This window comes from Bacillus sp. BML-BC051, assembly GCF_019656175.1.
Classification (GTDB): Bacteria; Bacillota; Bacilli; order Bacillales; family Bacillaceae_G; genus Bacillus_A; species Bacillus_A mobilis.
In genome coordinates this window covers 1-14679 of the sequence record NZ_BPLI01000096.1, presented here as the reverse complement: position 1 = coordinate 14679, position 14679 = coordinate 1, and the positions used below count along the sequence as shown (strand labels likewise).

The following is a 14679-nucleotide window of genomic DNA, read 5'->3' as shown; positions in this document are numbered from 1 at the left end:
TAGAAAGAATAACGCTTTTTGATGAATCTTTTGATTTATAGTGAATTCCAATTATTTGCTGAAGAATTATATGAAGATCTTACTCTTTCATTTCTGGAAAACTTCGCTAAAGAACTAGGGTTTGTACAACGGAATAGATAAAATTAATACACTCTTATGGATTGGTTCTATTGCTAAAGATTTATTTTCTCCTCTATTCAACCTTTTAATCAAATAATATAAATTTAAAATCACCTCTAGAGAAAATTAAGCACATACTAGCAAGCAAATTCTATTAGAAATGCTCCCAAAATAAATAGCATAAAGCTGCAAACATCTCCCTCTCTAAAAAACAGTGCATATTTACAGAAATGAACGCTTTTGTAATAAATAATTCCATTAATCCCCATAATCATCCACAATCACTTGAATGACACGATACGATTCTTCTGCCACTATCTTATTACTTGCCTTATTGGCATCATATGTAATTAACGCCTTCCAAAGTGCCCAACCTCTTGCTCTATTCCACGTTTCTTCATCTATTTGCAATACTTCTTTAAATACGTTTCTACTACTTTTATCAAAAAATGTCCATGCCATCGCTGCATCACAAGCCGGATCTCCTACTCCTAAAATACCAAAATCAATTACGGCACAAAGCTTTCCGTCCTTAACAAGTAGATTTCCTGGTGCAACATCTCCATGAACCCAAACTGATTTACGCTCCCACGTTGACTGAAGGGCTACATCCCAAAGATGCTTTAATACGGTTTCATCAAAAACGTCCTTATTATTTTCGATAGCATCTCTCGCCTCTTCATCATATACAGATATAAGCCCGCCTCGGTAAAAATTATGTGCTCCAGCTATTGGACCGTTACTCGCATCAATGGATTGCAATTCTACTAAAAATGATCCTAAGTCCGCCGCAAATTCATGTAAATCACGAACATTTTGTTTCGTAACGGTTTCTCCCTCTATCCATTTATTAATAGACCATGGCCACGGATACTCTTCAGATGGATTTCCTTTCGCAACTGGTGCAGAAATCGGTAAAGAAAGCTCCTTACATAATATAGGTAGCCACTTATTTTCTTTCTCTACTTGCGGTGCATATGCCTCATCACTTGGTAATCTAACACTCATCTCATCCCCTAGATGAAACGTTCTATTATCATGTCCACTAAACTTTACAGGCTTCACCTCTAAATGTGCCCATTTAGGAAACTGTTCCCCTATCAATTTTTTAACTAACTCCGTATGAATTTGATTCATTCACTTACCCCCTTCTCTTTTGAAACTTACTAAGTCCATCTGTACTCCCAACATATTCAAAACCATTTTTCTTATAAAAATCATTCAACGTACGATTATGCCCAACACAATCTAGTTTTAAAAACTCTTTGTCATTTTGTACATTCTCTTCTACCCACTGTAAAATCCATTCTCCAATCCCATTCCCCTTATACTTCCGTTTCACCGCAAATCTATGAATATATAAAGAATCTGAAACTTCCTCCTTACCAAAAATACGCTCATCCCATTCATTTTGTTTAGGAGATACTGTAACCGTACCGACAATTTCATTTTCTTTCACAACAACATACGTATATTTCTCTTTTATACCTTCTAATATTTCAGCCGTAGCCTCTCCGCATAGCAGATACTGCCATTGATCCACTTCTTTATGTTGTAGCCACTCTGCTACTTCTTTTAATAGAGTGATGATGCTATCGCTTTCCTCTTCAGTAGCAGTTCGAATTGTATATTCTTTAACTGTATTTCTCTCCATATTGCTGTTCCCCTTTCAAAACTTACTTCTCTCTTTATTCATTTTCGTTTTATACATTATATACCAAAATTAACCACTACGCCTTCAAAGATATCTAACCTGTATTTCATCAAAAAAAACCGCTCACTACTAGTGAAACGGTTTTAATTCCTTCAACATTCACTTCGTCTTCACAAAATAATATAAAAACCACACCGCATGATTTTGTTCATCGGCAGCTATTCTGCGCAACAACTCTTTCAGATGTGCATCCGATGTTTCATCGGAAATTTCCAAATAATAATCTACCGTCTTCTGTTCATCTTGTATAGCGAATTCTAATCCTTGTAAGTACGTATTCGGGCATTCTTCTGTAATTTGTGGCTTTGGCTGCTGACCTGTTAAATTTGTATAGATTTGTACAAAATGATGAAAATGCTTTATTTCATCGTTACGAATTTCAAGAATTTGATTTCGTTCCGCCGCATTTGGAGCCATATTAGCTAATTTCGCATAGCAACTTATTGCACTAAATTCTCCATTAATTGCTTTCTCAATATCACGAATCAACTTATCATTTTGCCTATACCAATCATAATAATTCGAATTATCCATCGTATCCCCTCCATTATTCCGCATAACATTTTATGCAATTTGAAATAGCAGGAGCATGTATAAAATAAGGAACTGCAAATCCGAATTCTTCTATTCCCTTTAACCTATAAGTTAATAAAAAGATAAAAACGCTTCACTCCTAGTGAAACGTTTTTATCTCTTATGCATTTACTTCCGTTTTATGTTCCTTTACTACACGTTTGAATGCAGTCGCTAAAATAATCATCATACTTACTACGCCAATCCAAACGAGCACTGTTACAGGTGTACTCCAGCTTAAGTCTTTTCCGAAGAAGAATATTTCTCTAAGCCCTTCAATCATAAATCGCATAGGTAACCATGCATACACCCAGTCTTGGTAAAATGGCGACAACATTTCAGGCGCTAATGATAATAACGGTGCACCAAAGAATAGTAAGAGAGCAAATACACCAATTCCCTTTAATCCAACTAATGAAAGTACCGCCGATATCATTAAGAAGAAACTAAAGGACGTAATAGATAAAAACAGTGCCGTATCTGTGAAGTTCGTAATATTTAACCCTACCATACCATCCGCGATCCATGTAAGGCCAAATCCAATGACAAGTGTCGCAATAGCTCCTGTTATTATTTGTTTTAGTTTTAATAAGAAGTTTTCTTTTCTTGTACCTACTGGTATTTTACTTATCGCAATAAAAATAATTGCTGCGCTCGCTAAACTTGCAATCCATAACGGCTGGAATAAAGACATTGGCGAGTTACCGTTCGCACTATTTTTGCCGGTTTCATTTACGTTTGTCACTTTCTTTGCAATCGGTGTGACTACCTTTGAAACTTGGTCTGCTGTTAATGTAGCTCCTTTTGCTTTATATCCTTCTAATAATTGCGTGCGAACAGTGTTATTCATATTATCAACTACAGCATTTAACATTTGTCCTGCCATAGTTGAAGCTGCTGTATTCATTCCTTGATTTATGAATATTTCTACCTCTGGCGAAGATGGCTGTGGTGTTCGTAATGATGCCTGCTTTGTACTAAAATCTTTCGGAATGACTAATGCTGCGTAATACTCTTGATTATTTAATCCTTTTTGCACAGATTCTTTATTTTTTACTTCTACCCACTTTACCGCGGGTTCTTCCTCTGATTTTGATGTCTTTTTCATATTATCAACAATCGTTTGCCCCATATTCATCTTCGGTTGATTCGGGATTTCTACTCCTTGATCCTCATTTACGATTGCGATTGGCAAGTTTTTCGGCTGTGGTTGAACAGTTGGAAATAACGTTAATGAAAAAATAAAAACAACAAGTAGTGCAATAACTGGTGATAACAATAACAGTTTATTTTTAAACATTTTCTTTTCTCCTCCTATAATTTGATTTATAATAACCAACAACGTGTTGTTTATTTATATTTTGAATTATATGTTCGAGTTGAACCTTATACAATAATCAAAAATCGTGAATGTGTCGGTTATAAGACACATCCTTGAAATGTGTTGGCTAAAATGAAGGAGGACATACTTTGCGTGATAGTAATTTAGATTTACGTGTTGTTCGTACGAAAACTGCTATACGAAATGCATTTGTAGAATTAATTGAAGAAAAAGGTTTTGACGCCATTACAGTGAAAGATATTACAACGAAAGCAAACATTAATCGCGGTACTTTCTATGCGCACTATCAAGATAAATTTGATTTAATGACGAAATGCCAAGAAGACATTATGTATGAGTTTTCCAGCATTGCAAAACGGAAGTTTCCAGAAGTTATTGCTGACCTTGGATCAAATCCTTCCCCAACGATGCCGTTTATACTTATCACTTCTATTCTTGAATTTCTAAATGAAAATAGTGATTTTATGAAAGCTGTACTGAGCCCAAAAGGAGATTTATCTTTCCAAACAAAACTGAAAGACTTTATGTGGAAAACACTATTTGAAGATACGAATGGTGCTCTCATTAACAAGGAGAATTTACTTGTTCCAAGCCAATACTTAGCTTCTTATATGGCATCTGCCCATATTGGTGTTATTCAGCAATGGTTAAATAACGGACAAAAAGAAACACCTGAGGAAATTGCTCGCATTTTATCAACAATCGCCGTTCATGGACCTTTTTATGCGGCTGGTTTAAAGAAATGAGCCAGCTATATATGACAAAAGATCATCCACTATAATAGCGGATGATCTTTTGTTTCATTACAACACTTCAATATATCCTTCTGTTCCATGTACTCGAATTCGTTGCCCATCTTTTATTAATTTCGTAGCATTCTCCACACCGACAACTGCTGGTAAACCATATTCACGCGCAATCACTGCTCCGTGTGTCATAAGTCCACCAACTTCGGTAACTAACCCTTTTATAGACACAAATAACGGTGTCCAGCCTGGGTCAGTAAAAGCAGTAACTAATATATCTCCATCTTCTAAATTCGCATCTTCCATGTTTAAAATAACGCGTGCTCTTCCCTCTATAACACCGGAAGAAACCGGCAGACCAACAATCGCATCAACTGGAAGATTTTCTCGTTTATATTTACCTGTAATGATTTCTCCATCAGACGTCATTACACGCGGTGGCGTTAGTTTCTCATATAATTTGTACTCATTTTCTTGTTGATGAATAACCTTGTAATCTAGTTTATTCGTGCGAATAACTTCGTGAAGTTCTTCAAAAGTTAGATAGTATATATCATCGACTTCACGAATGACACCGCTCTGCACAAGTTGCTCAGCTTCTTTCAATAATGCCTGCTTATATATGAAATAACGATTAATCATGCCGTACTTTGGATATTCACGATAACCGATAAAATTACGGATATTTCGAATCATTCGCTTCGTTTCTTCTACCTTTTGTTTACCATCCGGCAAATGCTGCAATCGCTCCACTAACTCTTCTTCTTTTTTCAAAGCTTCCTGCAGTCCTTCTTCAAACTTCCGTTTACTAGCGCCAGCTTCAAAGTCTCTTATATTATTTAAAATCATTGGGATAATGGTTGTTGGCTTTTCACTCCAGCGCGTTTTCGTAATGTCGATTTCTCCGCTGCATCTCATTCCGTATTTATTTAGAAAAGTTAGAATGGCATCTCGAGCTTTTTCTCCGCCTTTAAATTGAACTAATTCATCTAAAAAGCTATCATCTTCTACATGTTGTAAATACGCAATAACTTCTGGGTACGGCCGAATCACATCTGCAACATCCAGTAATGCTAGCCCCATTTCAGACGTAATATTATTTTGTACGGATTGAGAAAGTATGTCTGCTGCATTCTTTTCGCCTAGCCATTGCTCCATTTTTTCATTGATCCATGTTGAAGCATCCATACCTGCCATAATGACAGCCATACTTTGCGGATGAAATAATATTTTCTTTAATTGCTGCATATCTCCCAAAATAAAATCAAGTACATCCACACCTGATTTCGTTTGCATGTTTCGTTTTAACTCTTCGATTGATGCTTGATTCATCTTTATTAAATCCGTAACGATCGCTGGATTGTTTTCGATTTCTGGTTGTGAGCTTGCAGGTGGTCCACTTTTACGAACGCTCTTTTCTTTTTCATCATCTGGTAACAATGTAATAAAATCATCTCGCTCGACTACAGTCGTTAATGCATCTTTAATAAGCGGTTCCGAATTCCCTATCATATTTAATAAAAGTTCTCTACTAGTAGGCGAAGCCAATCTTTGTGCAACATCAACAAACAACCTTCCTCCAGCTTGAAACCTCTGTCCAAAAGATGTTAACTGGAATAAAGACATTCCTAATGGCTTCAAAGGATCGGTCATCATTTGCTGGTGACCAACCGATACATATACATGATTTTCCTCATCATTTACTTCTGGTATTGGATATAAAGTCGTGATTGGGCGACTTTGGACAATATAAAATATATCATCCACTAAACACCATTCAATATCTTGCGGACAACCAAAATAAGCTTCAATCTGTCTTCCAATCTGTGCTAGTTGTAAAATTTGTTGTTCAGACAATGTTTGAATTTTTTGCTGAGCCAGATCAATCTGTTTCGTCTCTGTTCCACCCTCTTTTAAAGCATAAATAGCTATTTTTTTAGTCGCTATCATCGTTTCTATAACTTCGCCTTCTTTTACTTTATAATTATCGGCAGAGACCAATCCTGATACTAATGCCTCACCAAGTCCAAAACTGGCATCGATTGATACTACCTTTCGGTTAGAAGTAACCGGATCAGCAGTAAATAAAATGCCCGAAGCCTCAGGGAAAACCATTTTTTGAACGACAACACATATAGAAACTTGATTATGTTCAAAATCATTTTGCATGCGGTACATAACTGCTCGCTCTGTAAATAAAGAAGCCCAGCACTTTCTTACATGCTGCAAAATCGCTTCTTCTCCGATAATATTTAAATACGTATCTTGTTGACCAGCAAATGAGGCATACGGTAAATCTTCAGCCGTAGCACTAGAACGCACGGCATACGCATGTTCATTTCCAAAACGTGAGAGATAATGAGCTACCGCTTCCACTACATCAACTGGAATTTCCACTGCCATAATGGTTTCTCTAATTTGCTTGCTGATTTCACCAATTTGAGCTCGCTCTTCCATTTTCAACTTTGTCAGCTGCTGCAACAAAGTTTGAAGCTCTTCATTTTGCTCGACGGCTTTTTCATATCCTACCGTTGTCACACAAAATCCTTCTGGCACTTGTATCCCTTGAATTTTTGATAACTCACCTAAATTCAATCCTTTTCCACCAACGAGTGAAAGCTGCGTTTTTTCTATTTCCTGAAAATCGAGAACGAAAGAACTCATTTAACATCTCTCCTTACTAATCATGTGTTCTTGATTGTAACAGTAGTAAATGAGAATAAACAGTCTATTTCGAACGTGATTTACATGATATAATTAAGTTAGGAAGAAAGTAATAAGATGCCCCGCTTTTTAAAACTGGGGCATCTTATTTAATATCCATGTTCATCTTAAATATTTCTATTGTGTCAGCAGCTTTAATATATCCACCAGCATCTTTTAAAGTACATTTGATTTTATGACTATTTTCTAAGTATACATCATTATAATAATACCTCCATTACTGTATTATATAATGTCGCTGGAGTAAGGTTTTTTAGATTTAATTGTATGCCAGCTTTTATATCTTCTATTCTTTGAGCCACTATCGGTTGATCTCCCATAACTGGTATAACGATCATAGGAACACCGAAATACAAACTTTCACTAGAACTATTCATTCCCCCATGTGTAATAAAAAGATTAGCCTGTTTCAAGACCTCTAGCTGAGGCACATAATTATAAACCTTGAAATTATGTGGAACATTTTTCAATTGGTTAATGTCAATATGTTTTCCTACAGATAATATGATAGTAGCAGGAAAATTTTTAAATGTTTCAAAACATGTATAATAAAAATCCATTTGTTGATTAAATACAGTTCCCATAGAAATATAAATAAGTTTCTCTTCTTCCTTTTGTTTAAAAGTAATTTCTTGCATATCTTTCCGTGATGTAATAGAGGGACCAACAAAAATATAAGAATCATCTAATTCCTCCACATCTGGTTGGAAGAATTCAGATGTATATACAAGAGTAATATTTCCAGCACACGTCATTACATTTTTCTTTTCATTCATAGAAAAACCATATACCTTTTGCCATTTTTCTAGAATACGCGTAACTTCTTGATAGGAAGGTGATGTTTTATCTCCTTCATTGTGATTGTTCATCAGGGCGTTAAATACCTTTTTAGTAACTGCAAATGTTGTACATGAAGAAATTCTAGGTACATTTAGTGCTTCAGCTATAATCCATCCTACTGCAAAATTGTTATCATATATTACATAATCATATTTTTCTTCTTCCAGCTCTTCTATAATAATCTTTATTATTTTGTCCATGGATTTTACCATATGCAATAATAGTTCAGAGGGATGTATTTTTCCATTCACCCTTTCCAACATGTCTACTTTTGCTAAAAAATTTTCATATGGACGAAACGAAGCTCCTGTTTTTTCAATTTTCCCCTTATACTCCTCTACACAATAGTAAACAACTTCTTCTCCTCTTTTTACTAATTCTTCAATAAGCGCAAGAGTTGGATTCACATGTCCTTCCCCTGGAAAATTAAACATCAGTACCTTTGCCATATGATAGTTCCTCCTCTAAAATTAAAATTCCCTATAATAAAGTGCGTTTCTCTCTTCATTTTAATAATGGATACTTGTGATAGTAAATGTAATAAACGAGTAAGAAACAAAGTCGATATACTATAAATTCTCCAAAGATGGATGCCTACAGTGGAGACTTTCTGAATTGTGACAGAAATAAGTTTGAATATGCACCCTATGTAAGTAAACAGAATGTGAAATACTAAAAGAAATGAATGAAATTGTATTTATAAAACGTCATCCACCAAAATGGATTTTCAAAATTAGGGAACTATAATGTTGTATTAACATATATTAAGGGGGATAAAAATTGGACAATGAAATGAATTACGGAAGTGATTACAAGTTTATTCCAGCAACTTCAATTGAAAGTGGTCATGGCATCAAAGTATTGTCTGATTTATTTTGTTACACGATTCAAATCGTCAACATATGTTTTGTTGGGAATCCGCATACCGATGATTTTGTTTTAGTTGATGCTGGAATGCCTAAATGTGCAAATGAAATTATCTCTGTTACCGAGAATCGATTTGGTACAAATAGCCGCCCAAAAGCAATTATTTTAACTCATGGGCATTTTGATCATGTTGGAGGAATAATTGAACTCATTAAGTATTGGGATGTTCCAGTCTATGCCCATGCAATGGAGATACCGTTTTTGACTGGACAACAAAGCTATCCTGAACCAGATCCATCAGTTGAAGGTGGTATGGTAGCGAAAATGTCTCCCCTATTCCCTAATGAACCGATTGATTTAGGAAATAGCGTAAAAGCACTACCTACCGATGGAACTGTTCCCCATATGCCAGAGTTTAGATGGATTCATACACCAGGGCATACTCCTGGGCATATTTCATTATTCCGAGAAAAAGACCGAACTTTAATTGCTGGGGATGCTTTTGTTACAGTGAAACAGGAATACTTATATAAAGTAATTACTCAGGAGCAGGAAATAAGCGGCCCCCCTCGTTATTTAACAACAGACTGGAAAGCCGCTAAAGAATCAGTCATTAAATTAGAAGAAGTAAAGCCTCTGGTCGCTATTACTGGACATGGGATACCAATGTCAGGTGAATTGCTATCAACAAGCCTCAAAACACTCGTTCAAGAATTTGATAAAATCGCTGTACCCGATTATGGAAAATATGTAGACAAAAAGATACATTAAGCATGAAAACGGAAAAAATTATTAAGTTTAATAAAGAAACACTGTACTTAGGCAACATCTGTATTATAAGAATGGAACTGTGCCTTGTGAATAAAACTCGATATTCCGAAAATACTATCTGTAGTATAAGCCTGCTTCTTACCCAGGTTGTACTTCTTATCATTAAAGGTTGATTAAAATGGGTTACGCTATATAGCATAACCCGTTTTTAATGAAATCTTTTATTTCATATACGTTTTAACAATGGAGGAAAATGATGAAACATATTGTTGCTTTATTAATTAAATACACAGCGATAACTGCAGTATTACTTACCGTACTCGGTATCTTTCAAGGCATTTCCATTCCTAGAGTATTACTCATTTCTCTTTTCCTAACAGGAGCTTCCTATTTAATCGGCGACCTCTTCATTTTGCCTAAATACGGAAATACGATTGCTACAATGGCAGATTTCGGATTAATCTTCTTCGGAATTTGGCTTTTAACACCCTTATTTACTAATTTAGATGCTACTCGTAATATCGGACTTTCTTCATTTATAGCCACATTAATTATTGGCGGAATAGAGGTTTTCTTCCACATTTATATGAAGAGATTAGTACTGCGTAATGACGATGCATTAAGAAATCACAACCATATTCATCATGATAAGTATGCTATGGAGATGTCAGATGAATATATAGATTCTTCCACAATCAATACATCCAAATTTAAGGATACATCTAAAAAATAAAAAAGTGGCTAATACCACTTTTTTATTTTTGTTTATTAAGCTTGGTCAGAATTTCTTACATGTAACGGAGGTGGAACTACCCACCCTTTTTTCTTACTTAAACGCAGCAAAGTTACACCTGCTTGCGCTTTTTTCATATGAAATTGTCCGAATAGCATCCCTACATCTTCTCGAAGACATTTTCCCATCACTTGACTACATGTCACAAGCCCAGCTGCTAATCCTGTAGAAACAGCTGCTGCTATTTCAGCATCATTAATACGCGCTCCTGGAGGAATGTCTTCGATAGATGCAACTGGTCGTTCTGGAGGAGCAGGCGGTAATGCTACGCCATTAACCTTTAAAAGAGTTTTTAACTCTTCTATTTCCGAGTTCATATCATTTTCAATTAAGCTTTCTAAAAACTTCTTCAAATCTTCGTCACCTGTGTGATTCATAAACACTTGATGACTTGCGATTCCACCTTGTGCTGCTAGAAGATAACTCCAAATATCAAATACTTCTCCGTAATGTAACGGTTCATTTTGAGGATTGCCACTTAAAATACCCATTTTTAAATTCCTCCCTTTCGAAAATATCATAATAAATATTGATTTCAATATTGAAATCAAATTTTTAAGTATGCTTTTTCCTGCAAAAGATTTTCTACTATGCATGGAAAACACCTTTCCAACACTGCGTGTTTATTGTTTAGGAAAGTAGTTTACAAATAAAATACTCAAAGATTATGAAAGAAGATTATCAATAATCTTTGAGTGAGAATCCATTTACTATAAGGGTTTGTTTTATACATATACAAAAGAAATTGATTTACATATCTGCTATATTGTATGCCAATTTACTTAGCGGTTAGCTCTACCACCAAGTTGTTGTTCAGCCATTGCTACTAAACGCTTTGTAATTTCACCACCAACAGATCCGTTTGAACGAGCTGTTGTATCTGCACCAAGTTGTACACCAAACTCTTGTGCAATTTCATATTTCATTTGATCAAGAGCCTGTTCAGCGCCTCGAACTAACAATTCATTACGACTTCCACTATTATTGTTTGCCATATCGTTTCACCTCCAATGTTTTTAATATGCTACAAATTATGAAATAATAATTATCCTTTTTATGGGAGTTAGATTATGTATAAATATTGAGTTTCTTCTTAAAATAGGGCAAAAGATATAAGAAAGAAGAGCTACTATAACGTACTTTCATAACAACAATATGTATAAATTCCTCTTTACTAAAGATTTCTTTGCCAAGAGATACATATAAATTATGAAAAATGATTCCTTAAGGAGATATGAGATGAAAGCTGTAACCTATCAAGGGCCAAACCAAGTACAAGTTAAACAGGTGGATGATGCAAAGTTAGAGAAAAAAGATGATATTATTGTAAAAATTACTTCAACCGCTATTTGCGGTTCTGATTTACATTTATATCAAGGTAACATGCCGTTACCTCCAGGATACATTATTGGTCATGAGCCAATGGGAATTGTTGAAGAAGTCGGCCCAGATGTTACTAAAGTAAAAAAAGGAGATCGTGTTGTTATTCCCTTTAACGTTGCTTGTGGACATTGTTTTTATTGCCAGCATGAAATGGAAAGCCAATGTGATAACTCCAATCCTCATTATGATTCTGGTGGATACTTTGGTTATACAGAGAAATTTGGTAACCATCCAGGTGGTCAAGCAGAATATTTAAAAGTTCCTTTTGGAAATTTCACTCCATTTGTTATACCAGAATCATGTGAACTTGAAGATGAATCTCTACTGTTTTTATCCGATGTTTTGCCAACAGCCTATTGGAGTGTAATAAACGCAGGTGTTAAACCAGGTGATACTGTTATCGTCCTAGGTTGTGGACCTGTTGGATTAATGACACAAAAATTTGCTTGGATGCAAGGTGCTAAACGTGTAATTGCAGTGGATTACTTAGATTATCGGATGAATTATGCAAAAAAGATTAACAATGTTGAGGTATTTGAGTTTACAAAATTCCCCGATATGGGAGAACATTTAAAGGAAATTACACATGGTGGTGCCGATGTAGTCATTGATTGCGTGGGGATGGATGGAAAAAAATCGCCTCTAGAATTTCTGGAACAAAAATTGAAATTACAAGGCGGAACTCTCGGCCCTATTCAAATAGCTACGAAAGCCGTAAGAAAATATGGAACGGTTCAAATGACCGGCGTTTATGGTGGTAATTATAATGCATTTCCACTCGGGGCATTTTGGGTTAGAAATATTAATTTGAAAATGGGACAAGCACCTGTCATTCATTTTATGCCGGAACTATTTGAAAAAATAACAAATAATGAATTTGATCCAAAAGAGATTATTACACACAAAATTCCCCTTGAAGATGCAACCTACGGTTATCAAATTTTTAATAATCGTGAAGATGATTGTATAAAAGTCATTTTGAAGCCTTGAAGATACAATTCATTATTCTTAGTGCAAAGATAAGATTACACTCCGTAATCTTATCTTTTTTATTAAATTCTAAATAGCTATTCCCCCATTTTCATCTCACATCGAAAATAGTTATTTCAAGCATTTTAAGGTAACGATTTATTGGTAAAAAAATGAATTTAAGTATTAAGTAACCAACTAGCGGACACGATAACAATGTTAACTAACTTAAAAAGAGGTGTACTTCATGTTTTATTATAAAGAAGAAATAATTAATATGATTAAGCCGGATAAACCAGACCCAGCTGCTGCAAAAGTTTTACAAGAAATATTAGGCGGGCATTATGGTGAAATGCGTACAATGATGCAATATTTCTTCCAAAGTTCAAATTTTAGAGGTAAAGAGAAGCAATATCGTGATTTACTTCGAGGTGTTTTTTTAGAGGAAATAAGCCACGTAGAACTTGTACAACATACAATTAATCAACTATTAACTGGATCTGGTGAACCTACGCCAGGAAATGCTGGTATTGATAAAGCACCGCTTGATGAAGCAGTTAAACATGCAAACCCCCATCACTTTATTGTAGGTGCTCAAAGTTCATTGCCTGTTGATGCAGCTGGAAATCCGTGGAATGGATCTTGGGTATATAGTCATGGAAACTTAATTAGCGATTTACTGGATAATGTCGTACTTGAGTCTACAGGCGTACTTCAAAAGACTAGAATTTATGAAATGAGTTCTAATCAAACATTTAGAGAAACTCTTGCATTTTTAATTGTACGTGATAATGCACATCAAAATGCTTTTGCAAAAGCTTTAGAGACATTAGGGGTTGAATGGGGGAAACTCTTCCCTGTGCCGAACTATGATATTAATAAATATCCAGAGTGTAGAAAATATGTGGACATGGGATTCCATAATGCACAATTTAATTTCAGCTTAGATCCAACAAGAATGGGAGAAATATTCCAAGGTGAATCACCAAGTAGAAACAAAGGAACATTAACAGTAACTGACCCGCCAAAAGGTTTTCCTGTACCAGAGCTTCCTGAAATACCAAATGAGCATAGTCCCGGATTAAAAGATATGGATCTTTAAGATCATTATGGCCAACTATTTATTAATGGTTGGTCATAGTTCTTTATAAAGATTCATGTAAGCTTGTTGTTAATATGATAGGATGTTTTAATAAATCCTCTTTATTTAAAAGTGATGTTGATCATATTTCTGTTCCTCTTAATTTTGTTTCTATGAACCATTAGACGCTACTGTATACTTACTTATAACCTCCCTACCTCTATTCATATATAGCATTTCTATATTGTAAACAAAAAAGAGGGGCTTGTCCCCCCTCTTCTTTTAATTTTTCTTTAAAAGAGTTGCTCCTGCAATCCCTGGGTGTGTCATTTCAAATGGATCTAGAATTAACTCTAAGTCTTCTTGTGACAATACACCATTTTTCACACAAAGTTCTCGAACGGATTGCCCAGTCGCAATTGCTTCTTTCGCAACGCGAGCTGCTGCTTCATAACCGATATGAGGGTTCACGGCTGTAATAATTCCTACACTCTTCTCAACATACTCTTTTAAGCGATCTTCATTCGCTTCAATTCCTTTTAAGCAATTATCTGTAAAGGCACGGAAACCATTATTCATAATGCTAATTGATTGAAGTAAGTTGAAAACAAGTACTGGTTCCATAACGTTTAATTCTAATTGTCCTGCTTCTGAAGCAAGGCAAATTGTATGGTCGTTACCAATTACTTGGAACGCAATTTGATTAATTACTTCTGGCATAACAGGGTTTACTTTTCCTGGCATAATAGATGAACC

At 35.2% G+C, this 14679-nt stretch carries 13 protein-coding genes and 1 pseudogene; 5 read left to right on the top strand and 9 right to left on the bottom strand.

The features are described from left to right. Window positions 1-378 precede the first annotated feature (378 nt). The 4 genes from K5S59_RS28075 to K5S59_RS28060 all read right to left on the bottom strand — a co-directional run bounded on the left by K5S59_RS28075 (window position 379) and on the right by K5S59_RS28060 (window position 3746). Window positions 379-1257, bottom strand: coding sequence for an aminoglycoside phosphotransferase family protein (locus K5S59_RS28075; RefSeq protein ID WP_098872207.1), 879 nt, complete (start codon window positions 1255-1257; stop codon window positions 379-381). Window positions 1258-1261: 4 nt separating this feature from the next. After that, complete coding sequence (locus K5S59_RS28070; protein ID WP_000440849.1) at window positions 1262-1774, bottom strand: GNAT family N-acetyltransferase; 513 nt, start codon at window positions 1772-1774, stop codon at window positions 1262-1264. 159 nt (window positions 1775-1933) lie between these two features. Then, complete coding sequence (locus tag K5S59_RS28065; protein WP_088027672.1) at window positions 1934-2368, bottom strand: ferritin-like domain-containing protein; 435 nt, start codon at window positions 2366-2368, stop codon at window positions 1934-1936. A 160-nt stretch (window positions 2369-2528) separates the two neighbouring features. Next, window positions 2529-3746 (bottom strand): YhgE/Pip domain-containing protein, encoded by a 1218-nt coding sequence (locus tag K5S59_RS28060; protein WP_002072236.1) that lies wholly within the window; start codon window positions 3744-3746, stop codon window positions 2529-2531. A 131-nt stretch (window positions 3747-3877) separates the two neighbouring features. Here K5S59_RS28060 and K5S59_RS28055 point away from each other — a divergent pair, with 131 nt between their 5' ends. Next, window positions 3878-4495: a TetR/AcrR family transcriptional regulator gene (locus K5S59_RS28055; protein WP_001205681.1), complete on the top strand. Its 618-nt coding sequence runs from the start codon at window positions 3878-3880 to the stop codon at window positions 4493-4495. 57 nt (window positions 4496-4552) lie between these two features. Here the strand turns inward: K5S59_RS28055 and ppsA are convergent, their stop codons facing one another. Both ppsA and K5S59_RS28045 read right to left on the bottom strand, forming a co-directional pair. After that, the gene (gene ppsA, locus K5S59_RS28050; protein ID WP_120450430.1) at window positions 4553-7159 is read right to left on the bottom strand and encodes a phosphoenolpyruvate synthase; all 2607 of its coding nucleotides are present in this window, start codon (window positions 7157-7159) and stop codon (window positions 4553-4555) included. A gap of 145 nt (window positions 7160-7304) precedes the next feature. Beyond that, a pseudogene (locus K5S59_RS28045) lies at window positions 7305-8508 on the bottom strand (macrolide family glycosyltransferase). A 331-nt stretch (window positions 8509-8839) separates the two neighbouring features. Between K5S59_RS28045 and K5S59_RS28040 the strand changes: the two are divergent. Together K5S59_RS28040 and K5S59_RS28035 are read left to right on the top strand one after the other, a co-directional pair. Beyond that, window positions 8840-9697, top strand: coding sequence for an MBL fold metallo-hydrolase (locus tag K5S59_RS28040; protein WP_000368290.1), 858 nt, complete (start codon window positions 8840-8842; stop codon window positions 9695-9697). Window positions 9698-9953: 256 nt separating this feature from the next. Then, window positions 9954-10430 carry a YndM family protein gene (locus K5S59_RS28035; protein WP_120450431.1) on the top strand — a complete coding sequence of 159 codons (477 nt, stop codon included), beginning with the start codon at window positions 9954-9956 and terminating at the stop codon, window positions 10428-10430. A 35-nt stretch (window positions 10431-10465) separates the two neighbouring features. Here the strand turns inward: K5S59_RS28035 and K5S59_RS28030 are convergent, their stop codons facing one another. Both K5S59_RS28030 and sasP read right to left on the bottom strand, forming a co-directional pair. Further along, window positions 10466-10981: a DUF3231 family protein gene (locus K5S59_RS28030; RefSeq protein WP_000512140.1), complete on the bottom strand. Its 516-nt coding sequence runs from the start codon at window positions 10979-10981 to the stop codon at window positions 10466-10468. A 291-nt stretch (window positions 10982-11272) separates the two neighbouring features. Then, window positions 11273-11485 (bottom strand): small acid-soluble spore protein, SasP family, encoded by a 213-nt coding sequence (sasP, locus tag K5S59_RS28025; protein ID WP_000002841.1) that lies wholly within the window; start codon window positions 11483-11485, stop codon window positions 11273-11275. Between the two features lie 244 nt (window positions 11486-11729). On the opposite strand from sasP, the gene K5S59_RS28020 reads away from it, so the two are divergent. Together K5S59_RS28020 and K5S59_RS28015 are read left to right on the top strand one after the other, a co-directional pair. After that, window positions 11730-12863 (top strand): zinc-dependent alcohol dehydrogenase, encoded by a 1134-nt coding sequence (locus tag K5S59_RS28020; protein WP_088030125.1) that lies wholly within the window; start codon window positions 11730-11732, stop codon window positions 12861-12863. Between the two features lie 226 nt (window positions 12864-13089). Further along, the gene (locus tag K5S59_RS28015) at window positions 13090-13944 is read left to right on the top strand and encodes a manganese catalase family protein (RefSeq protein WP_000500337.1); all 855 of its coding nucleotides are present in this window, start codon (window positions 13090-13092) and stop codon (window positions 13942-13944) included. Between the two features lie 261 nt (window positions 13945-14205). Here the strand turns inward: K5S59_RS28015 and K5S59_RS28010 are convergent. Further along, window positions 14206-14679, bottom strand: a 474-nt coding sequence (locus K5S59_RS28010; protein ID WP_016513913.1) for a lyase family protein, incomplete at its 5' end; no start/stop codon positions are given.

Excerpts from the sequence above, each read along its gene's own strand:
- K5S59_RS28075 (WP_098872207.1), bottom strand. The coding sequence starts at position 1,257 with ATGAATCAAATTCATACGGAGTTAGTTAAAAAATTGATAGGGGAACAG.
- K5S59_RS28070 (WP_000440849.1), bottom strand. The coding sequence starts at position 1,774 with ATGGAGAGAAATACAGTTAAAGAATATACAATTCGAACTGCTACTGAA.
- K5S59_RS28065 (WP_088027672.1), bottom strand. The coding sequence starts at position 2,368 with ATGGATAATTCGAATTATTATGATTGGTATAGGCAAAATGATAAGTTG.
- ppsA (WP_120450430.1), bottom strand. The coding sequence starts at position 7,159 with ATGAGTTCTTTCGTTCTCGATTTTCAGGAAATAGAAAAAACGCAGCTT.
- K5S59_RS28035 (WP_120450431.1), top strand. The coding sequence starts at position 9,954 with ATGAAACATATTGTTGCTTTATTAATTAAATACACAGCGATAACTGCA.
- K5S59_RS28030 (WP_000512140.1), bottom strand. The coding sequence starts at position 10,981 with ATGGGTATTTTAAGTGGCAATCCTCAAAATGAACCGTTACATTACGGA.
- sasP (WP_000002841.1), bottom strand. The coding sequence starts at position 11,485 with ATGGCAAACAATAATAGTGGAAGTCGTAATGAATTGTTAGTTCGAGGC.
- K5S59_RS28020 (WP_088030125.1), top strand. The coding sequence starts at position 11,730 with ATGAAAGCTGTAACCTATCAAGGGCCAAACCAAGTACAAGTTAAACAG.
- K5S59_RS28015 (WP_000500337.1), top strand. The coding sequence starts at position 13,090 with ATGTTTTATTATAAAGAAGAAATAATTAATATGATTAAGCCGGATAAA.